The organism is Exiguobacterium sp. s181, assembly GCF_018617125.1.
Taxonomy (GTDB): Bacteria; Bacillota; Bacilli; order Exiguobacteriales; family Exiguobacteriaceae; genus Exiguobacterium; species Exiguobacterium profundum.
Genome location: NZ_JACSJM010000001.1, coordinates 370,836 through 391,919, shown reverse-complemented (window position 1 = coordinate 391,919; position 21,084 = coordinate 370,836). Strand labels below are relative to the sequence as shown.

General features: G+C 49.3%; 20 protein-coding genes and 2 pseudogenes. 11 read left to right on the top strand and 11 right to left on the bottom strand.

The window, feature by feature from the left end:
* Position 1: 1 nt before the first annotated feature.
* Together KNO70_RS02145 and KNO70_RS02140 are read right to left on the bottom strand one after the other, a co-directional pair.
* On the bottom strand, positions 2 to 166 hold the full coding sequence (locus KNO70_RS02145; RefSeq protein WP_214683581.1) for a hypothetical protein: 165 nt from the start codon (positions 164 to 166) through the stop codon (positions 2 to 4).
* A 19-nt stretch (positions 167 to 185) separates the two neighbouring features.
* Positions 186 to 410 carry a YobA family protein gene (locus KNO70_RS02140; RefSeq protein WP_214811035.1) on the bottom strand — a complete coding sequence of 75 codons (225 nt, stop codon included), beginning with the start codon at positions 408 to 410 and terminating at the stop codon, positions 186 to 188.
* A gap of 533 nt (positions 411 to 943) precedes the next feature.
* On the opposite strand from KNO70_RS02140, the gene KNO70_RS02135 reads away from it, so the two are divergent.
* From KNO70_RS02135 to KNO70_RS02105, 7 genes and pseudogenes are all read left to right on the top strand, one after another.
* Complete coding sequence (locus KNO70_RS02135) at positions 944 to 1,819, top strand: tetratricopeptide repeat protein (RefSeq protein ID WP_214811033.1); 876 nt, start codon at positions 944 to 946, stop codon at positions 1,817 to 1,819.
* Positions 1,820 to 1,904: 85 nt separating this feature from the next.
* Positions 1,905 to 2,866 (top strand): annotated as a pseudogene (locus KNO70_RS02130) (helix-turn-helix domain-containing protein); the annotation flags it as partial.
* Positions 2,867 to 3,020: 154 nt separating this feature from the next.
* Positions 3,021 to 3,455 carry a LytTR family DNA-binding domain-containing protein gene (locus KNO70_RS02125; protein WP_240499853.1) on the top strand — a complete coding sequence of 145 codons (435 nt, stop codon included), beginning with the start codon at positions 3,021 to 3,023 and terminating at the stop codon, positions 3,453 to 3,455.
* On the top strand, positions 3,448 to 3,858 hold the full coding sequence (locus KNO70_RS02120; RefSeq protein WP_214685895.1) for a DUF3021 domain-containing protein: 411 nt from the start codon (positions 3,448 to 3,450) through the stop codon (positions 3,856 to 3,858). Before KNO70_RS02125 ends, KNO70_RS02120 begins: the two co-directional genes overlap by 8 nt.
* A 15-nt stretch (positions 3,859 to 3,873) precedes the next feature.
* Positions 3,874 to 4,803, top strand: coding sequence for an ABC transporter ATP-binding protein (locus KNO70_RS02115; protein WP_078147536.1), 930 nt, complete (start codon positions 3,874 to 3,876; stop codon positions 4,801 to 4,803).
* Positions 4,800 to 5,543 (top strand): ABC transporter permease, encoded by a 744-nt coding sequence (locus tag KNO70_RS02110; RefSeq protein ID WP_214811025.1) that lies wholly within the window; start codon positions 4,800 to 4,802, stop codon positions 5,541 to 5,543. The genes KNO70_RS02115 and KNO70_RS02110 overlap by 4 nt, the downstream gene beginning before the upstream one ends.
* A gap of 222 nt (positions 5,544 to 5,765) precedes the next feature.
* Positions 5,766 to 6,771, top strand: a pseudogene (locus KNO70_RS02105) (IS3 family transposase); the annotation flags it as partial.
* 66 nt (positions 6,772 to 6,837) lie between these two features.
* Here KNO70_RS02105 and KNO70_RS02100 read toward each other — a convergent pair.
* From KNO70_RS02100 to KNO70_RS02070, 7 genes are all read right to left on the bottom strand, one after another.
* Positions 6,838 to 7,587, bottom strand: a complete 750-nt coding sequence (locus KNO70_RS02100; protein WP_078147538.1) for an SDR family NAD(P)-dependent oxidoreductase — start codon at positions 7,585 to 7,587, stop codon at positions 6,838 to 6,840.
* Positions 7,588 to 7,699: 112 nt separating this feature from the next.
* Positions 7,700 to 9,397 carry a methyl-accepting chemotaxis protein gene (locus KNO70_RS02095; protein WP_214811022.1) on the bottom strand — a complete coding sequence of 566 codons (1,698 nt, stop codon included), beginning with the start codon at positions 9,395 to 9,397 and terminating at the stop codon, positions 7,700 to 7,702.
* Positions 9,398 to 9,595: 198 nt separating this feature from the next.
* On the bottom strand, positions 9,596 to 11,440 hold the full coding sequence (locus tag KNO70_RS02090) for a methyl-accepting chemotaxis protein (RefSeq protein ID WP_214811019.1): 1,845 nt from the start codon (positions 11,438 to 11,440) through the stop codon (positions 9,596 to 9,598).
* A 125-nt stretch (positions 11,441 to 11,565) separates the two neighbouring features.
* Positions 11,566 to 11,778: a DUF2922 family protein gene (locus KNO70_RS02085; protein ID WP_031422462.1), complete on the bottom strand. Its 213-nt coding sequence runs from the start codon at positions 11,776 to 11,778 to the stop codon at positions 11,566 to 11,568.
* 27 nt (positions 11,779 to 11,805) lie between these two features.
* On the bottom strand, positions 11,806 to 12,018 hold the full coding sequence (locus KNO70_RS02080; protein ID WP_147538794.1) for a hypothetical protein: 213 nt from the start codon (positions 12,016 to 12,018) through the stop codon (positions 11,806 to 11,808).
* Positions 12,019 to 12,045: 27 nt separating this feature from the next.
* On the bottom strand, positions 12,046 to 12,186 hold the full coding sequence (locus tag KNO70_RS02075) for a YvrJ family protein (protein WP_012727209.1): 141 nt from the start codon (positions 12,184 to 12,186) through the stop codon (positions 12,046 to 12,048).
* A gap of 68 nt (positions 12,187 to 12,254) precedes the next feature.
* On the bottom strand, positions 12,255 to 12,464 hold the full coding sequence (locus KNO70_RS02070) for a hypothetical protein (RefSeq protein ID WP_214811018.1): 210 nt from the start codon (positions 12,462 to 12,464) through the stop codon (positions 12,255 to 12,257).
* A gap of 321 nt (positions 12,465 to 12,785) precedes the next feature.
* Between KNO70_RS02070 and KNO70_RS02065 the strand changes: the two genes are divergently transcribed.
* Positions 12,786 to 13,229, top strand: coding sequence for a MerR family transcriptional regulator (locus tag KNO70_RS02065; RefSeq protein ID WP_214685903.1), 444 nt, complete (start codon positions 12,786 to 12,788; stop codon positions 13,227 to 13,229).
* Positions 13,230 to 13,265: 36 nt separating this feature from the next.
* Positions 13,266 to 13,574, top strand: coding sequence for a sensor histidine kinase (locus KNO70_RS02060; protein WP_251030059.1), 309 nt, complete (start codon positions 13,266 to 13,268; stop codon positions 13,572 to 13,574).
* A gap of 62 nt (positions 13,575 to 13,636) precedes the next feature.
* On the opposite strand, the gene KNO70_RS02055 is transcribed toward KNO70_RS02060, so the two are convergent.
* Complete coding sequence (locus KNO70_RS02055; protein WP_214757900.1) at positions 13,637 to 14,290, bottom strand: hypothetical protein; 654 nt, start codon at positions 14,288 to 14,290, stop codon at positions 13,637 to 13,639.
* Positions 14,291 to 14,368: 78 nt separating this feature from the next.
* Entirely contained in the window at positions 14,369 to 16,216 is a 1,848-nt protein-coding gene (locus tag KNO70_RS02050; protein ID WP_214811016.1) for a sensor domain-containing phosphodiesterase, read from the bottom strand.
* A 281-nt stretch (positions 16,217 to 16,497) separates the two neighbouring features.
* Between KNO70_RS02050 and KNO70_RS02045 the strand changes: the two genes are divergently transcribed.
* Both KNO70_RS02045 and KNO70_RS02040 read left to right on the top strand, forming a co-directional pair.
* Positions 16,498 to 18,270: an SH3 domain-containing protein gene (locus KNO70_RS02045; RefSeq protein WP_214687431.1), complete on the top strand. Its 1,773-nt coding sequence runs from the start codon at positions 16,498 to 16,500 to the stop codon at positions 18,268 to 18,270.
* Positions 18,271 to 18,382: 112 nt separating this feature from the next.
* Positions 18,383 to 21,079 (top strand): EAL domain-containing protein, encoded by a 2,697-nt coding sequence (locus KNO70_RS02040; RefSeq protein ID WP_214811014.1) that lies wholly within the window; start codon positions 18,383 to 18,385, stop codon positions 21,077 to 21,079.
* Positions 21,080 to 21,084: the final 5 nt, after the last annotated feature.

The window sequence follows — 21,084 nt, the reverse complement described above, 5'->3', positions numbered from 1 at the left end:
GTTATTCGTCACGTGTGAAGCGTCGTTGGAGATTGCCGAGCACCGCTCCTAATGCCAGAAGCAGAATCGACAGCGCCCAGAACGGGAGCGCATCTTGCAACAACCAGACGACGAGGGCACTGAAGCCGACGACGGCTCCGAGCCATAGAAAGTTCCGTTGTCCCATGTCATTCACCTCGTCCTCATCATAACACAACGATTCGATATGCCGTTGTTTGTGGCGGCAAGGAGCGTGTCAATCGTTCATCATGCTCGACTCGAACCTGTTGTCCGACGAGAAGCTGTGTCTCGTCCAAAAGAGGTCTCGCTACATGAAACACGATGCCATCAAACGGTTCCGCTTCCCGCGTCGGCGTGACGCGGATTTTTTCCTCCATCACCTCTGCGACATATCCAGTGAACGTCGCCATGCCTTCCCCCTCCTTTCCAGTCCTACCTTTCCATTTCCCGTTTTTACAAGATTTTACGAACGGGAAAGCCCATATCGGACATAGCCCGCCTTTAGGCATGGGATGAGAGTGAGTTCGGATGTGAAAACATCCGACGTTCGGGTATACTTATCCCATAGACAAGAACAAGTCTCTAAAACGCCTGTGTCCATCGCCCCTTGAAAATCGTATACGGTTCGGTCATGAAAACATATGACCGGTAAAACGATGCCTGTCGTCATGCAAAAGACGCTAAAACATCAGATGGACACACCTGCAACGACCTGTGGTGGATGGTAACAGTCCACCAGCCTGAGAATCTATATGATCTGTCTCAGGAGGGGTGATGGCACACCCTCATCTGGAGGTTTGAGCAAAACAGAAATGGACTGCGCTCGCACAAGCACTTCAGAATCCCACGGTTTTAATCGTGGGAGTGTCAAAAAAGATGCTACTCGCCTTTTGCAAGAACAAGTATAATAGAGCGACACCAGTACTTGTGAGGAGGACACCGTATGACACAAACGATCGATTTACACACCCCAGAGTTCCAGCGCACGTTCCTTGAGATGATGCTCCTCGCAGAATTAACAGAAGCTTATAACGCTGAAGCCATCCATGACATGGCGACACGGGGCGAGACCGCGTTCCCGGATGACCCATTTTTCCCGGCGATGCGCGCTTATCCGTACATTCGAGAAGGTGACACTGATTCGGCCAAACCGTGGCTCGAGAAAGCGAGCACACTCGGCGATCACTACATTCTTCATATATTGAAAGGATTTGTCAGTGAAGATACCGGGTTCACGTTCGAAGCGGAACAACACTTTCTCCGTGGCGTCGAACGCTATCCGGACGTCCCGCTCATGCATCGCGCCCTTGCCGTCCACTACTTCGACCGCAAGTTCCATGGCGAGGCCGGTCTTCATATCATGAACTATGTCCGACTTGCCGGATTTGGTCCGGACACCGTCCCGATGTTGCTCGAATTTTTCCAAGTGTATGACAACATTCCGCTCGATATGGTCGATGAACTGATGAAGACTTCGAGCGGTTACTTAACATTAAATCCGCATGACCCACATGCCCATTCCTTATACGCGTCTATGTGTAGCCATCGTTTCGCTGCACTGACGGCCGAGTTGAAGGACGATGACCCGCTTACCGACGAGATGATTTGGATGCTCCTTGAAGTCGAGAATCACGGGATGTGGAGTGCGACCTATGACCGCAGTGAAGAGCGGATGTTTCGCCATATGTTCGCGGAATACGTCGACAACGTCATTCTTCCGAACACGTCACAGTTTTATGTATGGCGCCTCCGGTTGCGTTACTTGACACGTCGCCTGACACACCGCTTCACGGGTGGCTACTCTGTACCGACGTCATGAAAAAACATCACGCCAGCGTGATATGCTCCCCAATAGGTAGACAGATGAAATAAAAAATCTGTTTATCTATTGGGGAGTGTTTTTTATGGCGAGAAGTCGGCATACGATCGAACAAAAATTGAGTGCGCTGCGCATGATGGAAGAAGAAACATATACTTGGAAGGAAATCATGGGGGCTCATGGCGTCTCTAGGCACACCCTCCAGGTGTGGAAAGTGAAATTCGATACCGGTGGGATCGATGCGTTGAAGGAATCGAAGGCATGGAAATCTTACACCAAGGAACTGAAAATCGCGGCCGTCCGCGACTATCTCGATGGGTTCACTAGAATGGAGGTACTCTCCAAGTATCAGATCAGTAATTGGTCTGTTCTTCGTAAATGGATTAAGAAGTATACTAGTCATATCGAGTTAACTGATTCGAGAAAAGGAATGGATCGAGCTATGACAAAAGGAAGAAAAACTACATTCGAAGAGCGCTTTAAGATCGTGAAATATTGTTTGGAGAATGGACGCAACTACCAGCAGACCGCGGAACAATTTCAGGTGTCCTATGCCCAGGTCTATGGCTGGATCAAAAAGTATGACACGGGCGGTGCAGAGGCGCTCGTGGACCGCCGTGGGCGTACGAAGCCAGAGGACGAACTAAGCGAAGAAGAGAAGCTTAAGCGCCGTATCCAGCAAATGGAGCTCGAGAACGAACTTCTTCGTGCGGACATCTTGTTCCTAAAAAAGTTGGAGGAGATCGAGAGGAGGTCGTGAACAGCCAGGTACGGCTACAGCAACGATATATCGCCATCAAAGAATTGAACGAAGAGGAGGCCCTTTCGATCGTGCTCCTCTGTCGAGTCGCCGGCATCTCACGGGCGGCCTATTACAAATGGTTGAATCGTACCATACCGGTGCGTCAAGAAGAGAACGAGAAGCTTCTGGAGGACATTCGTCTACTCTATGACCAGGCGAACGGCACATACGGGTACCGTCGGATCACGATGACCATCAATCGGCTGCGCCGGCAACAGAGCCTGTCCCCGTTCGAGGAGGGGCGTTCATGCAACAAATTGTGCATGTCAGGCTTCCGTTTTTGCAACTCATACATAAACATACACCAATTGTGACTTTTTCTAACATACTGTAAAAGAAGAGAAGGAGGCCTCCATGAAAATCAAAATTGATATTGACCCGGCCCACGAAGACACTCCCATGGTGACCATCCAGGCAAGCGAGTGGACCGAAGAAGTAGAGGCGATTGTGCGGCATCTGAAGGAACTCGATAAATCAGAAGGTTCACCGAAGCGACTTGTAGCTGTAGACGGCGAGGGGTCTGTGATCTTGCAGCCGAGTGAGATTGACTATGTCTATTCGGCAAATCGAAAGGTGTACGCGCAGATGCAGACGAAAACGCTAGAGTTGAAGCTCAAACTATATGAACTAGAAGAATTCTTGACCAACTACAGCTTTATTCGCTTCTCCAAATCGGTCATCGGCAACATGGACCGGATTGACAGATTCGAACTATCGTTCAACGGAAATCTGTGTGTCTTTTTTAAATCCGGTAATAAAGAATACGTCACACGAAGCTATGTGCAGCATCTGCGCAAGCAATTAGTGGAAGGAGGTGGCGGCCGTGGTGAGTAAATTGATTGTCCGTATGTTTGGTGGATTTGGTGTAGGGGCTGTGGTGACGCTCATTGCGCTTGTTGTACTAAATAATCCCGAAGATACCGTTTCTTCTCACCTGATTGCTCTGAACTTACTCGGCAGCATGTTGATCGGTGCGTACTTTAGCATAAGCGCTTTATTATTCGAAAGAGACGAATGGAGCATGTTGAAGCAGACCTTGTTTCATTATGTAACGTCGCTGATTGTGCTGTTTCCTGTCTTTACTTGGCTCACAGGTTGGGTTCCACTCACACCACGTTCACTTGCCATTGGATTTGTATTTTTCACAATCACCTACATCCTCAACTGGCTCGGCTGGTTTACGTACTTTAAGCAAATGGAAAAGCGCATGAATGAATCCTTGCAACAACGAAAATAAAGGGAGGGAACAAATATGATCGAGATTCAAGGCGTCCGCAAGAACTATGACAAACGGCAAGCGCTTGACTCAGTAAACCTCGATATACCGAGGGGAAGCTGCTTCGGTTTGGTCGGCCCGAACGGAGCAGGAAAGTCGACGCTCATGAAGATTTTAGTCGGTGTGGTGGAAGACTATGAAGGAGATGTCCTTGTGCAAGGAGCACCATTTAAACAGAATGTCACAGCCATCAAACGGCGCATCGGTTACGTCCCGCAAGACATCTGTTTAGAAGAGACGTTGACGGCGCGTGATAACTTGCTGTTCTTCGGAAGGCTGTATGGGTTGAAGGGTTCTAAGCTTCAAGAACGCATACAACAGGTACTCGCACTAATCGGTTTAGCTGATCGAGAAAAATCCCTTGTCCGCACCTTCTCTGGAGGGATGAAGAGGCGATTGAATATCGGATGTGCCTTACTTCATGATCCGGACATCATTGTACTCGACGAGCCGACAGTAGGCGTCGATCCTCAGTCACGTTGGGCCATCTTCGAATTGATTCATGACTTGAAAAGGCAGGACAAGACGATTCTTTATTCCAGTCATTACATGGAAGAAGTGGAGCAGTTGTGTGACACGATAGGGTTTATAGACCAAGGAAACGTCGTCGAATACGGAACCATGCAAGAGGTTCTCGCCAAACACCGACACGCGGCCATCTATTTGGAAGGTCCGTCCGTGACGCGAGAAGGGTTAAACGGATACGAGGGTGTGACTGCGCGGGATAAGGGGTTTGTGATTGAGAGTGCAGAACCTTTACGTCTTCTGGAGCGGATCGCCAAACAGTTTGCCGCTGAGGGCATCATTCCGGAACGCCTTGAACTCAGTCAAGCGAAGCTCGAGGACATCTTCTTCAAGCTGACTGGCACGCATTTACGCGACACGAGACAGGAGGGAGTGCAATGAACGCGATTGCCTTACTAGAGCTGAAAAAGAAGACACAGGATAAGGGACTATGGTTTTGGACATTTCTGTTACCCATCATCTTCATCGTCGGCTTTATCACGATATTCGGAGAGAGCATGGGTGCAGAGCCCGAGCAACTTGTCGTCCAGATCGTGCCGGGGTATACAGTCATGTTCTCGTTCTACATCATGATTTCCATCGTCATCGCGTTTATCAAAGATCGCGACAGTGGCATGACGGCGCGTATGGCCAGTACACCATTGTCGCGGATGGAGTATTTCCTTGGCAAATGGTTGCCGTTCGTCGCAGTGGTCTTGTTACAGATCATCGTGCTGTTCGGGTTTGGTGTAGTTGTCTATGACCTTCCTCTCGGCGACCCGGTGGCGCTCGCTGTACTCTCTGTCGGCCTGGCATTTGTTGCGACAGGCTGTGGAATGGCGATGGCAGTGCTCGCCAAGACGGAAAACATGGGAATTGCTCTCACGCAAGTCATTGCTCTCGGTGGTGCAATGCTCGGTGGTCTCTGGATGCCCGTTGAATTTATGCCGGAGGTGATGCAGAACATTGCGAGGTTCCTACCACATTACTGGGCACTGGAAGGCTACAAGACCGTGCTCTTGGAGCAAGGTACTCTACTAGATGTTTGGGCATCTCTAGCAATTCTTGTGGTTTTCGGAACAATTTGTATCGTCACAGCGCTCGTATTCTATCCGCGGTACTTGAGGCAGGCGAAGAGTTAAATGAACAAAAATCAACCCCAGGGGTTTTTGAACTGCTCCCCGTCAAGTAGACAGTAAAAAAGAAAAAAGGGTAGACCTAAGCTGCGACCTGGTATCGATACTGATATGCTCCCCAATAGGTAGACAGATGAAATAAAAAATCTGTTTATCTATTGGGGAGTGTTTTTTATGGCGAGAAGTCGGCATACGATCGAACAAAAATTGAGTGCGCTGCGCATGATGGAAGAAGAGAAGCTTAAGCGCCGTATCCAGCAAATGGAGCTTGAGAACGAACTTCTTCGTGCGGACATCTTGTTTCTAAAAAAGTTGGAGGAGATCGAGAGGAAGTCGTGATCAGCCAGGTACGGCTACAGCAACGATATATCGCCATCAAAGAATTGAACGAAGAGGAGGCCCTTTCGATCGTGCTCCTCTGTCGAGTCGCCGGCATCTCACGGGCGGCCTATTACAAATGGTTGAATCGTACCATACCGGTGCGTCAAGAAGAGAACGAGAAGCTTCTGGAGGACATTCGTCTACTCTATGACCAGGCGAACGGCACATACGGGTACCGTCGGATCACGATGACCATCAATCGGCTGCGCCGGCAACAGAGCCTGTCCCCGTTCAATGAAAAGCGGATCTATCGCTTGATGCATATCCATGGGATCCAATCGATCATCCGCCGGAAGCGGAAGAAGCATAAGAAGTCAACGCCGCAGCACGTGGCCGAGAATCTGATGAACCGAGAGTTCAGCGCGTCCCGACCGGACGAGAAATGGTGCACCGACGTCACCGAGTTCAAATACGGCGCCGGGAAGAAGGCCTACCTGAGCGCGATCATCGACCTGTATGACGGCTCGATTGTCGCCTATCGCATCGGGAGGTCCAACAACAACGGGCTCGTGTTCCATACGATGATGCCAGCCATCGCGGGGCTCCGTACGGGAGCACGTCCGATGATCCATAGCGACCAAGGGTTCCAATATACCTCGAGAGGGTTCAAACGGATGGTAGAAGACGCGGGAATGACCCGAAGCATGTCCCGGTCGGACGTTGCATCGACAATGCGCCGATCGAGAGTTTTTGGGGCACCTTGAAAGTGGAGATGTACTACTTGCGTGAGTTCCAAGCATATAGCGAACTCACATCGGCCATCGAGACCTACATATCGTTCTACAACCACGATCGTTTTCAGAAACGACTAAACGGCTTGAGCCCTGTCGAATACAGGGCTCAAGCCGCCTAGGTCGGTATTCATTATTTGCCCTGTCTACTTGACGGGGAGCAGTTCAGCGCGGCGTGATGTTTTTGTTTATCCGGCATACGGTTTAATCGGTCCGCGCAGGCTGAACGAGTAGTCCTCCGGATCGACAATCCCGACGACTTCGTCGCCTTCAAGTAACTCCCATAGGAATTCTGCCATCTCGCGCGCCGTGTGATACTTTGCGACGTTCTCGCTATAGTCGAACCCTTCCGTATCGCGAGCCCGGTCGGCGAAACTCGTTTCGGTTGCAGCCGGTGCGAGTACTTTCGCCCGAAGCTTGGCATCACTCTGCTTCAACTCTTGCGCGAGCCCTTCCGTATACGCACTCACGAAGAACTTCGTCGCACAATACGTGACCGAGTTCGGGACGATCCGATAGCCCCCGACAGACGACACGTTCAACAGTTGCGCCCCTTCGACGTCATGATAATCTCGGACGTATAGACTCGATAAGACGGTGAGCGCTTCGATATTCAGACGAATCATGTTCTCGATTTTACCGAGGTCGACATCTTTGATGAGATCCGCATCCCCGAATCCGGCGTTGTTGATCCACGTTTCGATATCGAGGTCCGCGAGCGATTCATAGAGACCATACACGTTTTCGCTATATGATAGGTCGGTCGATTTGATGATGACATCACTATCTGGCGAGATGGATTTGATCTCATCACGTAGCGACTCAAGCTCTTCTTTCCGTCTTGCGACGAGCACAAGCGACTTGCCTTTTTCGGCGAGTAGCTTCGCTGTCTCATAGCCGATTCCTGAACTAGCTCCTGTAATGACCGTATACTTCATATAATCCACTCCTTTTTGTCGTTTACCTTGTTGTTGATTCCCCACTTTCTTCATCGCGAATCGTTCCGATGTGAACGAAAAGCCCTGACTCCAAGGAGACAGGGCTTTCAACTTATGTCGTGAATCGACCAATCAGTGTCTGCAGGTCACTCGTCATATTGCCGAGTGATTCAGCGACACCGTTCAATTCTTGGATCATCGCGAGTTGGGCGTCAGCCGTCTCACCGACCGTACGCATTGTGTCGGCCATCCCTTCACTGTCTTGTGACATTTGAAGAGAGGACGTCGCGACTTGTTTCGTCGTCTCCGCAATCTCATGCGAGGCGATGCGGATATGTGACGTATTATCGACTGATGTCTCGAGCTGACTGACAATCTGTTCGAACGCGCGTGTCGCTCGTTCGAGCAACAACGTGTTCGTCTCGACGCGTTTCGCACTGACGACGTGTTGGTCGAGAACGGCGTTCGACTGTGTCTGAATCGACTCGATCAACCCGGCGATCTGTGTCGCCGACTGCTTCGACTGCTCGGCAAGTTTACGCACTTCTTCTGCAACGACGGCGAACCCTTTTCCTTGCTCACCGGCACGTGCCGCTTCGATGGCCGCGTTCAATGCCAACAAGTTTGTCTGGTCGGTGATCGATTGAATGACCTCGGTAATAAGGGCGATCTCGTCAGACTGTTGCTTCAATGCCGAAATCGATTCTCCCGTCAGACGTGTCTCCCGCTCCAGTGCGAGCACCTCGTCTTTCGCCTGAGCCATCGTCGCACCACCTTCTTCGGCGAGCTTCAAACTCTGTGACACATCATCGTCAATCGAGCCAATCGATCCAGCGATACGACCGATGCCTTCATCGGCAGCAGCCACCGCTTGAGATGTTCCAGTCGCTTCTTTCGCCTGCGCGACCGTTTCTTCCACGACTCGGTCGATGAGACGTGTCGTTTCCTCCGTCTGTGACGCCATCTCTTCCGTACTCGCATACAGTTCTTCCGATTGTGCTGTGATTTCCTGTGCGTTTTGGGTGACGCGGTCAATGAGTTCACGCAAATTACCCTTCATGCGGTTGAAGCCGGTCATCAATTGTCCGATTTCATCTTGTGTGAGCGTCTGAAGATCCTCACGTGTCAAATCACCTTCCGCGACTACTTCTACTTCTTTCGCTAAGAAACGGAGCGGTGTCGTCACCATACGGCTGATGGCATATCCGGCGCCCATCGTCAGGACGAAACTGACGATGGCGATGAAGACCGAGTACCAGAAGGCACGCTGACTCGCTTCTTGGAGCTCCATCTGCATCGCCAACATCTTCTCTTCCGTCTCGGCCTGCAATGCGTCTCCGGTCGATGCGATCGATTTCGTCACGTCTGGCATGAGACGTAGTGTCAAACGATCAATCGCTTCTTGATCTTTTGAGTCGATTGCCGTGATGGCTTGAGTCGCCAACTCGTCATATCCAGTCGCATATTCGAGTAACGATTCAAATTCTTTTCGTTCGGACTCGTTGTCCGCGAGTTCGATCAACGATTCGATGGCGGCTTTCTTCTCTTCTCCACCACGAGTGATTTGTTGTTTCCGTTCATCGTCTTGTACGAGCACATACCCACGAACCCCATACGCCTGGCGCACCATCCCGAGCGCCAAATCGTCCGCCGCTTTCATCTTCATGACATCGTTTGAAATCATGTGTTCATATTGACTCGTCATCCGGTCGAGCGTCCACAGATTATAGGCCATCCCGACCAATGTCAGAATCAGGATCAAGCCGACACTTGCCATGATTTTTCTTGATAACGTCCATGTGTTCCACATCTTTTTCACGTACTACGAGGAGACCTCTCCTCTTCCACCTCTTTTTCTTTCTGTTTTATGTACTGCCATTTTTATATCGGACGCAACAGCCTAATTTGTACCAACAATTTGAAATTCATTTACGTATTGACCTATCTTTTTATTTTCCGAGGCATACATAAAAAAAGAACCAGACATCTGCCTGGTTCTGAGACTTGCTTATAGTTTGAATTGCGCCACGCGATTTGAGAGTTCGGTCGCCCGTTTTTCTGTTTCGCCCATCTTCGCCTGAACGTCATTGAAACGCTCGACCGAGAGTTGAACTTTCTCTGAGATCGACTGCGTTCCGTCCGCGCCCTCTGTCACGGTCGTCGCTACTTCTTGAATGACCCCAAGAATGTTGTCCGTCATATGGCGAAGTTGAAGCGCGTTACCTTCGAACGTCTTCGCCGTCTCACCGAATACTGTTGCATCCTGTTCGTATTGCGTTGCGGCATCTTCGAGACGATCGTAGTCGGCCATGACTTTCGTATTGAGGAACGTCAACATGTCTGCCGAACTCGTGTTGAGTCGTTCGACCGAATCGATGACCGTGTTTGACACGTCACGAATCTCGTTGACCGTCTGACGTGAGTTTTCCGCCAGTTTGCGAATCTCGGATGCGACGACCGCGAATCCGCGACCCGCTTCCCCTGCCCGTGCCGCTTCAATCGATGCGTTCAAGGCGAGCAAGTTCGTCTGGTCGGCGATCGCAAGAATAGCTGTCGTCAAGACGCGAATCTCTTCAACCGACTTGGCCCCTTTGATGGCTTCTGCGAGCTCGACCTGTTTCTTCTCGATAATTGCCACTGCTTCTGTTTTCGAAACAACGGCTTGCTCCCGCATCTCGTGTGCTCGTGTCTCGACTCGATTCGCCGTATCGGCACTCTCGTTTGATAGATCGACAATCGAGTCAATCGAGCTACCCATCTCGGTCGTCGAGGCGCTCATTTCTTGTGAAGAGGCTGCCGTTTCTTCCATACCAGCCGTCAATTCTTCGACCGTACCCGACGTCTCTTCCATATAGTGGCTGAGTCGCGTCACTTCAGCGGATACATCTTTTGAAGACGAGAGAACGACTTTCGCCGTCTCGTCGACATCGATCATAATCTCACGAAGTGTGGCGAGGAACGTGTTGAACGAACGACTGACTTGTGCGATCTCGTCGTTCGACGTGACGGGAATCGTCATCGTCAAATCCCCACCTTGTGTCGCGAGTTCATCAAAGCGTGTCTGGAGCGTTTGCATCGGTCGAATAATCGAGCGTAACAGGCTGAGTCCGAGGAACAAGAGAATCACCACGGCCCCAACCGTCACGGCAATCAACGCCATGAGAGACTGCATGAATTCACTTTCCATGTTCTGACCGACACGTTGCGACCCTTCTGAGTTGTAGGCGACAAGGTCTGCTAGTTTTTGTGTGAAGTTGTCATATGTAGATTTGGACTGCGCATCATAGTATGAGCGGGCCATCCCTGTGTTACCCGTTGAGCTGAACGTCAACATGTTGTCCGAGACACGTTGATACATCTCCCATTGACGCGAGAAATTCGTAAAAAGTTCCTTGTCTTCTGCGTTTACGGCTCGTCCTTCATACTTTGGTGCGATCGTATTGATTTCGTCACGAATCTCTTTCATTCGTGTCATGAGTTCTTCTTTTTGTGCCGCATCCTCCGTCACGATATGATCGAGCTCAAGCGTCCGATAATTCGCAGCGAGCGTATTGAGTTCGTGCGCGTAGTCGAGTCCTTTGTTCCAGTTGTTGACGATGTCGTCCACCTGACGGTTCGCGCCACTCATTGAAAATAGCGCGTAGCCGCCGACGCCAATGACCATGACGAGCGATACGATGACGAGACCCCATAATTTTTGACGAATCGTTAAATTCCTCCCGATGTTCGCCCCGAAAGATGTGGTCCGTTCACGCTTCTCTCCGCGTTTCCACTTGAGTGTCGGTTTCCACGTCCATGTCGGTTTTCGTTTGATCCGGTTCAGTGCTTTAGACCATGTTGATTTCCATGCCATCTATGTATTCCCCTCTCAATCATGCAGTGTTTCCTATACTATCGACAATTTTCAGAAAATAATGAAGAGGATTGACCAAACTTAAAAAAAGGTGACTCAAACTGCAAGAGTCACCTTTCCATCGATTATTTCTCACTCAATACCGTCTGCGTACCTTCAATCATCTTGATTTCGGTCCACTCCATCACATTCTTCGCGAGCGGATCGTTGGCGACCATGAAGTCAGCAAGCGCTTCTACTTTTTGGGCGTCGACCGGTTGTTTCACGTTGTTCAAGCGGAAGCGTACGACCTTATGGAATGCATCTAAAAATGAGATTTCAAGTTTTGTGTCAGTCATGGGTGATTCTCCTCCTTAGTGTATGGGTTAGACTAAATCGTATTCACGGACGATGCCGAGGTCTGCTTCCTCTTGAATGACGAGGTCGATCAAGAGACGACCGAACGCGTCAATCGTATCTGCCGTCAGGTCGGCACGAATCGGACCGAACCGTTGTGCTTTTTTCGTCGGTTTTGCTGTTTGTACGTCATGATGCGTCGTCAACACGAACGTTGCTTTCTTCTCTGTTAAGACAGCCATGGGGGGATGGCTCCTTTCAATAGGGGATTAGGTTTCTGATACGGTCGAGGTATCCATTCGTTCGAGCAGCTGGATCATGCGATCGAGCTTCGTCTCAATCCGATGAAGCAAATAGAGTGAGACGACGATGGGGAACCCCAAATTGGAGATGAGTTCGGGCCAACTCATGTGACCACCTGCTCATCGTGCCGAGGATCGGCGGCGGGACGAGTGCGGTTCTTCATAAGTCCTCCCTGTTAATACACTAGAAATTCTTGGGCCACGATGTAGTTGGCGGATTCCACATCAATCAGTGCCTTGATCAAGTCACCAAACTGTTTCATCCGTGCCTCATCCATCCGACTTCCAAGCGGTCCATAGCGAACGAGTTGCTTTTTCTCTTTGCCGTCGAGTTGTCGCCGGGCATCCAAATAAAGTATCGTCGCTGTTTCTCGATATGCTGCCATCTGTCTCACCTCCTTCGCCCTTATTAACCGCTTTCACAAAGAAAGTGCTCATTCTATTTTTATATAACAATGAGTGACGATAGTCCCAAAACCTCTGAATTTTTATTCATTTTTCAAATGTTGACTGCTTCCCTTGAGTTTTCATACCAATTAGGGTATCTTAATCTTCGGCAGACAGCATTCAAAAATACGTCAAAAGTACCATGATTTATTCCCCATATTTGAAAAAACTGTAAGTTAAATTCTTGTAAATGGGGTACGATACGTAGGAGGGCATTTTTTGAATTTTACTAGTCAGTCTTGAAGAAGGAGACATACACGATGAACAGCCTAGACCTCGCAAGCTTTGCCTCAATTCCTTCCGCTCAACACGACTTCGACCAAGCCGACCTGACGTTTTCAGCGACCGAATGGGATACATACCGGCCGGAACAAGGAAAACCAATTTCGTATAAAGAGCAACATTTGATTGTCTATCCGCTCAAAGAATTGAGCCGCGCCTTTAGTGTGGCCGGCATCCCACGCAGCCAACAGCAATTGATCAAGTGGGAGACCGATGGCGTCTTGCCGCCGACCCCGTTCACGTTTGGTCGGAAGCGATTCTATACGGAAAATCAGATTCGTACCATTGTCGACATCGCATTGGAATGCGGATTGCGCCCACGAACACACGTCAAAAAGACGAACTTCTCCGAATTGGTGCATCATGAACTAACGTACATATTAAAACTCGAACTAAACGCTTATGAGGCGCCTGTCGTCTGAACAGGCAAAAGCCATCCGCCATGAAGGTCATGACGAATGGCTTTTTTTACTCACTTTTTCGTAATCGACTGCGGCACGTCCGCACGGGACACTTCCACATATGAGGTGACCGTTCGAGTCGACGGTGACGTCGTGACGATTGGAGATGATGGAAATGGGATTGCAGAATCCGAATTGCCTTATATCTTTGAACGCTATTACCGAGGCACGAATACAGACGATGCACGCGGAAGTGGTCTCGGCATGGCCATCTCACGGGACATCATCGAAGCCCACGGCGGGAAAATAGAAGTCGACAGTGCACCGGGACACGGCACTTCGATTCGAATCACATTCATGACATAACAAAAGGGACGCTCAGGCGTCCCTTGCAGACTGTATACAAAAAGCACCCACTTCATTTCAACTTAAAAGGGAAGAAACGAGAGGATGCCAGTTTCTTTAAAAATGAAGAATATGATCACTGTAGAAACAGTTAAAATGATTCGATGTTCTGTTATCTTAAAAAATATTGAATAAAGCACAACCGCAGTCACAAGATTAAATCCACTTTGAATATCGATACCAAAGTAGTGAATACGTACTTGAGCTGCTTCAGAGTTAAATAAAAGATCTGGAAGAAAATAGTAGCCTCGTTTGAATAGAAAGGCAGTAGGTATTGAGCTTAAAATTGCGGCGCCTATCCCTTTTTGACCGGCATTCCAAATGATTAACGCATAGACAGAGGATAGGACTGCGATAGTTAGCCATATTCCAAATAGTTGATATGGTAAGAATCCTAAGTTCAAATAGAACATTAGGTAATAAGCTAAAACTGTGGAAACAAGCAAAATAATCGAATGAATGGAAGCGTTTAATCGTGACTTGCTAAACACAGCTACTAATGTCACTAGGAATAGCCAAAACTCAAGTGTAGTATCAAAATCAATCAAGGGGGAACTACTCGCATATTGATCCAAGCATCCCAACAAAATTCCCAATAACCCTAACAAGATACAATTCTTGAATTGGCTAAAAAAAGTAAGTTCATGAGTTGACTGTTGTGGCGTCGAGCTATTCATCTGTATTTGAGTCCCCAATCTATACTTTAGTAAGTTATAAGAGTAAACGATATTGATATACAATTCTAAAAGGGACGCTCAGGCGTCCCTTGTCTGTGTCGTATAGTCAACAATCCATGTTTCCAGTTCTTCAAGCGGTAACGGTCTAGAGAAATAATATCCTTGCATCTCGTCACAGCCGAGTTCGCGTAACGCGTTCCACTGTTCAAGCGTCTCGACGCCTTCACACACCGTCTTCAAGTTCAAGCCACGGGCCAAATCGACAATCGATTCAACGATGACGTTGCCGGTCGGGTCATTCTCGGTCACTTGAATGAACTGGCGATCGATTTTGATCTCATGAATCGGATAATGCTTCAAGTAGACGAACGCCGAGAACCCTGTCCCGAAGTCGTCAATCGAGATGGAAAAACCTTCTTCTCGGAATGCAACAAAACGATCGATGACGTGTTTCTGGTTCTCCATCCCGACGCTTTCCGTGATTTCTAAGGTCAAATAACTCGTACTGACCCCTTCTTCCCGTGCGATCTGGGCAAACTTTTCGACGACCCCTTCGGATAAGAAGTGACGCGCCGATAAATTGAGGGCGAGTTCATACCGGTCTCCCCGTTCATGCCAACGTTTGAGTTGGCGACAGGCCGTCACGAACGCCCATTCCTCTAAGTCGATGATGACACCAGTTGATTCGGCAAGCGGAATGAAGTCGAGCGGCGGCACGAGACCTCGCTCTGGGTGATTCCAGCGCATCAACCCTTCAAACCCTTTCAGTTTACCTGAGGAAGCATTCACTTTCGGTTGGAAATACAGTTCAAACTGACCTGATATCACACCAGTACGTAAATTCATCTCTAACAAGAGTCTCTCAGATGCTTCTTGCGCCATGGCCTCTTCAAAAAACTTGATGACCCCACGTTTCTCATCTGATTGACCTGCAACGACACGTGTTGTATGAATCATATCCAAAGTAGATCGACTTTCATGTTCAATGGAGATGAATGCGCTCGTCGTCAGTACAACGTCTAATTCATTGACTCGATATGGCGCACGCGTCACTTGCTCGCATAAATGTTCTGCAAACGAACGTATTTTCCTCCGTTCCCCGTAAGGTACCCAAATGACAAATCCCGATTGCGAGGTACGTGCCATCCTAGATTCATCGATTACTGCTCGTAGTCGTTTCGCCATTTCTTTCACGATCAAATTCGATGTTTCGGTTCCAATCGCATCCTCAATAGACCGAAAATCGTCTGCTCGAATATATAAAACTGCTCCTAAAAACCCTCTCGCTTGTTGACGTAATTGATCGACTTCCTCGACAAATGCATATTTGTTCATCAAACCTGTCAGTTCGTCCGTGTAGGCTAACTGATGAATCCGTTCATCCACAAGCTGCCGGTCAAGCCGGAAGTACAGGATGGCAATAAAATCCGCAAGTGTACTCACAATCAATTCCTCAAGATAGTTCCACTCCCGAGGCAGAAACGTCTCGCAACAAATCACACCTGTGGCACGATTGTTTGCATAAATCGGAGCATCTAGCATGGAGTACACACGCTTTCCTTCTACAAAGTACTCTTTGTACAAGTCCTTCACCCATGGATGACTGCGAACATCCTCAAACGAAAGGATTCGCTCTGTTTGAAGCGCATCAAAATAGTCAGGCGCAAGTTCACGCTGGACCGTCAACTTCGGATGATGTGTCCCTGATTCGTGAGAATAAGCGACTTGACATGAAATAGATCGATACGATGTATCAAAATGCCAGATCGAGACTGTATCGACTGCCAACATATCGGCGACAATCTCACACATATACAGAATTGCCTCCTGCACCGTTTCTTCCGTTACAATCGGCATCCGTACGAGCGCGAACAGTTTCTCTTGATGTTTACGATATACTCGGTTTGAAAAGTTGTTCTCGATCATCAGTCTGCTACCTCACCCATTTAAATTTGACCTAATGATAGCACGAATCAACCGATTCAACGGTTTTCAAAATTCAACAGAAAGTCAATACTTCCTTCTTTTTTCAAGTGATGAAACAGGGATTTATTCCCACTTCTAAATTATTGACCTTCTTTTTAAGAAAGAGACGCGAATTGACCTTTTGTCCCATTGCTTGCCTATTTCTTTGCACCGTACAATGAACTTGTATTGTTTCAATTGTTAAATTGTTTCGTTCTCACTCTTTGAAAGGATGTGACGCTATGAATCCAAAGTCTGGTCTCACCTATTCATTCGCGGCACTCGCAGCGGTCAGCGTGCTTGCCCACGCAGACGAAGCAGCAGCGGCGAGCACACATACGGTGCGTTCGGGTGATACGTTATGGTCGATCAGTCGGTCCTATGATGTGTCCGTTGCGACGATTAAATCGTTGAACGGTCTCTCTTCCGATCACATTCGCATCGGTCAAAAACTAAAGCTCACAGGCAGTCCCTCTGCTGCGACAGGTGGTTCCTCGTTAACCACGGCGAGTACGAACCGCGTCACGACGACACACGCATTGAACATGCGGGTCGCCGGGGGAACGTGGCATCGTGTCCTCTTGACGATTCCAAAAGGTACGGCGCTCACACCGATCCAATCAAACGGTTCATGGACGAAAGTCAGTTACGGCGGACAGACCGGTTGGGTGCATAACGATTATTTGCAAAAGGCATCTATGTCGAGCAGTACCGACAAACCAACAACGGTCACACCGAGCTCGACTACAGCTCAAACGAAAGCCAACTTGAATCTGCGTTCGTCGAAGTCGACGAAGACGACCGTATTGCTCACGATTCCAAAAGGCAAAACCGTGACCGTCTTATCTGTCGAAGGGTCATGGTCGAAAGTGAAGTATGGGTCGAAAACAGGATATGTCGCCAATACATATTTAACAACATCAGGAGTGGCGACACCGACAACACCGAGTACAGAACAAACCATGAACCAATCATTCGTCACGACCGCGAACTTGAACGTTCGGCAAGGTGCGGGCATCGGTTACGCCCTCGTCACGACCATCCCGAACGGCACCGTCGTCAAGGCGACGAAGCAGTCCGGTAGCTGGTACTATGTCACATATAACGGGAAGTCGGGATACGTGAGTGCCGGCTATTTGAAAGAGACGTCCACGACACCGAGTGACCCGGCTCCGAACGAAGGCGATGCCGGTGCTGGTAATGCGGCTGTCGATTATATCGTCAACACACCGTCCTTGAACGTACGTTCGAGCGCATCGACGAGCGCGACCATCATCGGGAGTGTCAAAGCAGGACAGACGTTGCGCGTCGTCCAGTCGTCAAAAGGCTGGCTTCAAATCTATTACGGGAATACGGTAGGATTTGTCGCCTCGGCTTATGTGAAAACCATCCCGAAAGGTTCGGCAGACGGCCCGTCTTGGGTTGAAGGTTCTTATGATTCGAATTCATATTATACGTACTATCCAACATCGATTCGGTCACAGGCGAACGAGTCGAGTAGCACGGTCGGCTCGACACTTCGGGGAGAACTCTTGAACGTAATCGGGGAGACATCGACCCACTATCGTCTCGCATCAGGATTCGTCGCAAAATCAGCCGTCGCTGAAATCAAAGGGCAAAGTGCCCAAGCTACTAGGCTTTCGACCATCGATGTGGCAAAACGCTTCGTCGGCACACCGTACGTATGGGCATCATCAAGCCCGGCAAATGGTGGATTCGATTGCTCAGGACTCATCTATTATGTATTCAATCAATCCGGCGTCAGCATCCCACGGACAAACGTGGCTAATTATTGGGGTGGTGCTTATTTCGGACCTCAATTGCCCAAGTCATTCGTCCCGCAAGCCGGTGACCTCGTCTTCTTCGAAAACACATATACCGCCGGGCCATCGCACATGGGTATCATGATCAATTCCGATACGTTCATCCATGCCGGTTCATCTGGATTAGGATACAACCAAATCAGTAAAGAACCGTATTGGCAGTCACGCTTAATCGGTTATAAGCGACCGTGACTTTGGTCACGCCAAAAAACCCGACAAAAGTCGGGTTTTTCTTTCGTATTGCAGGATTTTTATCGCTTGACCCGAATTCGGAAGTATGATGAAGGAAAAAAGGAGGTGCCGGATGGGCCAACCCCGTTTTGCAAAAATTCCATACCGTACCTACACGATGGCGCTCGCGATTGCTTGTCTCATCGGTGTCCTGTTGTTTGGACTTGGCACGAGTTTTTATTGGCATGAAAAACAAGAAGCCATCGACCAGACGATTACGAATTTGAATCAAGCGGCAAACCTAGCTGGTGTCGAAGCATACGTCTCTCTTTTCGAAGCGGCGACCCGGTATGAGGAGCAGTCGAATCCGACGACATCCTTCCTCTCCACACCGTACAAAGAACGGGCACTCCAATACAATGAGCGTTTATTGAACGACTTTGAGGACGGTGTGAACGAACGGGAACGGGAGACGCTCCAGACGTTCTCAAATGAGTTGAATCAAATTCTCGAGGCTGAACAATTCGAGGCGGTCCCAACCGATGTCATCAGTTCCATCAATCGACGCTGGCTATATCAAGCACTCGAGCAAACGAATCAATCGAATGCGGCATACGAACTGACTGATGCCATCATGCGAATGCAATCGATTCTTATGCGGAATCGTGAAGCCCTCTTCCGTAACCCGATTGATGCGGGTCAACTCACAAACACCGTGGATCTGATTGTCGGCGAAGCAAAACTTGTTCAAACCATCATTGAATCGAATGAGACACTGCAGTCGAAAGCGGTCATCGACGTGGCGGAAAGCGGACAGTCCTTTGCGAATATGGCGAATCGCGAGGCGTCTCTAGAAGCTCGTTACGTCAATTCAACGAATGTCTACGAGGACGCCTATGGTGCCCTTCGTTCCATCCGTTCGAGTTCTGAGACGATGCTTCAAGAAGAAAGTAAGCATTATCAAGTCTTAGCCACCACTTCATTCGTGGTGACGTTGCTGTTATCGCTCGGACTCCTATTTCTGCTCTACTATACACGCAATCGCTACAATCACGATTTGGCGCATCTCAAGGCACGCGCACTCGCCATCGACCCTAGCCTAGAACCTGTCGAAGCGATGTTTCCGAAAACACATGATTTCCGAGGGATCGAGGACGAGTTACGCGAGATTGCCACGAGTGTCCATTCGACCGTTCACGAACTAGAGAATCGTTCACAAGACCTCGTGCGTTACCATGAGCGCTGGTCGTCTCTCTTCTCTGAGACGGGACTCGCCATCGCCCTCATGGATGACTCGTATAACCTGATTGAGCGCAACGAGATGTTCCGGCAGTTTTTCGGTGATCGGAACTTATATGAGATCAACCAATTGTTCACCGAGACGGGTCGCCGCTTGTTCGAGCAAGCGCTCGAAGGTGTGACTGAACATGGGACGAGTGCGCAGTTCATCATTCATCTGAAAGGGGAACATCTCCGTTATCTGAATGTGAAACTGACGCCGCTCAAGCGTGAGGAAAAGTTGACGTATTACCTCATCGTCGAAGATGAGACGGACCGGGTCGAACGGGAACGGAAGGTCGACCGTCTCGTCCGTTTCGACTTGGCGACCAACCTCTATAATGAATATGGCTTTGTTCGCAAGTGGGAAAAGCAAGAGATTGACGGTGCATTTATCCTTATCCGGATTCATGACTATCATCATCTCGTTGATTGGTACGACCCTGCGTATGCTGATTTGCTCATGATTGAGTTTGCGCGAGCCGTCGAGTCCCGTCTTTCGAAATATGCCCAACATCTCTTCGGTCGATACCGAGACGACACGTTTATGTTGTATGTCCGAGGCTTCTCATACGAGGACGAGCATGAGCTGTTGGAGCTCTTCCCGACTGAAGTGACAATCAACCATAAACGCCAAAACGTACATATTCAAATCGGGGCGACCGAAACGGAAGGGGCATACAACGACTGTCTGTTCAAGGCGATGAAGGCGTTACAGCACGCCAAAGAGACACGTACCCCTTCGGTTTGGTATGACTCGGAAATTTTAGCCCAGATGCAACTCGCCGCACTGATTGAACAAGCGCTCCCGGATGCCATCCGAAAAGGAGAATTGACGGTCGCGTATCAACCGCAAGTCGAATTGAAAACAGGTCGCGTCGTTGGCGCGGAAGTGCTCGCTCGCTGGACACATCCTGACATCGGAGTCATCCCACCGAACGAGTTCATTCGCATCGCGGAACGTTCCGATCAAATCTTATGGCTCTCACACAATATTCTCGATCAGACGATTGCCCAGCTCGTCGCATGGCAAGGGACTTCATTTGAAGACATCTCCTTGTCGTTCAACTTGTCGGCCCATTCGGTCGACCCTTCCATCGTGGCGAAGCTTCGGGATTCGATTGAGGTATACCCGTGGCTACCTGACCGATTGAAGATTGAATTGACCGAGTCCTCTGACATCATGTCGTATGCGAGTGAACTCGAACGATTAGAAGATATCGCTGACCTCGGCTATTGCCTATCAATCGACGACTTCGGGACCGGATACGCCTCATTCGAAGCGATTTGGCACCTACCGATTCAAGAAGTGAAAATTGACCGGATGTATGTGAGTGGAAAGGCGAAAGAAAGTACGTCCTTCTTACGTGCCGTCTCTCGCTTTGCGAACGAGCAACAACTAACCGCTCTCGCCGAAGGGATTGAGACCGAAAGCGACCTGTCACGCATGCTTCGTGAAGGGGTCGAACTCGGACAGGGCTTCTACTTCTCACCCGCCCTGGACGCAGCCTCATTCGAATCATGGGTCAACACAAAGGGACACTCGCGTTGAGTGTC

Bases quoted from the DNA above. Each gene is read 5' to 3' on its own strand.
- KNO70_RS02145 (WP_214683581.1), bottom strand. From the start codon at position 166: ATGGGACAACGGAACTTTCTATGGCTCGGAGCCGTCGTCGGCTTCAGT.
- KNO70_RS02140 (WP_214811035.1), bottom strand. From the start codon at position 410: ATGGCGACGTTCACTGGATATGTCGCAGAGGTGATGGAGGAAAAAATC.
- KNO70_RS02135 (WP_214811033.1), top strand. From the start codon at position 944: ATGACACAAACGATCGATTTACACACCCCAGAGTTCCAGCGCACGTTC.
- KNO70_RS02125 (WP_240499853.1), top strand. From the start codon at position 3,021: ATGGTGACCATCCAGGCAAGCGAGTGGACCGAAGAAGTAGAGGCGATT.
- KNO70_RS02115 (WP_078147536.1), top strand. From the start codon at position 3,874: ATGATCGAGATTCAAGGCGTCCGCAAGAACTATGACAAACGGCAAGCG.
- KNO70_RS02110 (WP_214811025.1), top strand. From the start codon at position 4,800: ATGAACGCGATTGCCTTACTAGAGCTGAAAAAGAAGACACAGGATAAG.
- KNO70_RS02100 (WP_078147538.1), bottom strand. From the start codon at position 7,587: ATGAAGTATACGGTCATTACAGGAGCTAGTTCAGGAATCGGCTATGAG.
- KNO70_RS02095 (WP_214811022.1), bottom strand. From the start codon at position 9,397: ATGTGGAACACATGGACGTTATCAAGAAAAATCATGGCAAGTGTCGGC.
- KNO70_RS02090 (WP_214811019.1), bottom strand. From the start codon at position 11,440: ATGGCATGGAAATCAACATGGTCTAAAGCACTGAACCGGATCAAACGA.
- KNO70_RS02085 (WP_031422462.1), bottom strand. From the start codon at position 11,778: ATGACTGACACAAAACTTGAAATCTCATTTTTAGATGCATTCCATAAG.
- KNO70_RS02080 (WP_147538794.1), bottom strand. From the start codon at position 12,018: ATGGCTGTCTTAACAGAGAAGAAAGCAACGTTCGTGTTGACGACGCAT.
- KNO70_RS02075 (WP_012727209.1), bottom strand. From the start codon at position 12,186: ATGAGTTGGCCCGAACTCATCTCCAATTTGGGGTTCCCCATCGTCGTC.
- KNO70_RS02070 (WP_214811018.1), bottom strand. From the start codon at position 12,464: ATGGCAGCATATCGAGAAACAGCGACGATACTTTATTTGGATGCCCGG.
- KNO70_RS02065 (WP_214685903.1), top strand. From the start codon at position 12,786: ATGAACAGCCTAGACCTCGCAAGCTTTGCCTCAATTCCTTCCGCTCAA.
- KNO70_RS02060 (WP_251030059.1), top strand. From the start codon at position 13,266: ATGGCTTTTTTTACTCACTTTTTCGTAATCGACTGCGGCACGTCCGCA.
- KNO70_RS02055 (WP_214757900.1), bottom strand. From the start codon at position 14,290: ATGAATAGCTCGACGCCACAACAGTCAACTCATGAACTTACTTTTTTT.
- KNO70_RS02050 (WP_214811016.1), bottom strand. From the start codon at position 16,216: ATGATCGAGAACAACTTTTCAAACCGAGTATATCGTAAACATCAAGAG.
- KNO70_RS02045 (WP_214687431.1), top strand. From the start codon at position 16,498: ATGAATCCAAAGTCTGGTCTCACCTATTCATTCGCGGCACTCGCAGCG.
- KNO70_RS02040 (WP_214811014.1), top strand. From the start codon at position 18,383: ATGGGCCAACCCCGTTTTGCAAAAATTCCATACCGTACCTACACGATG.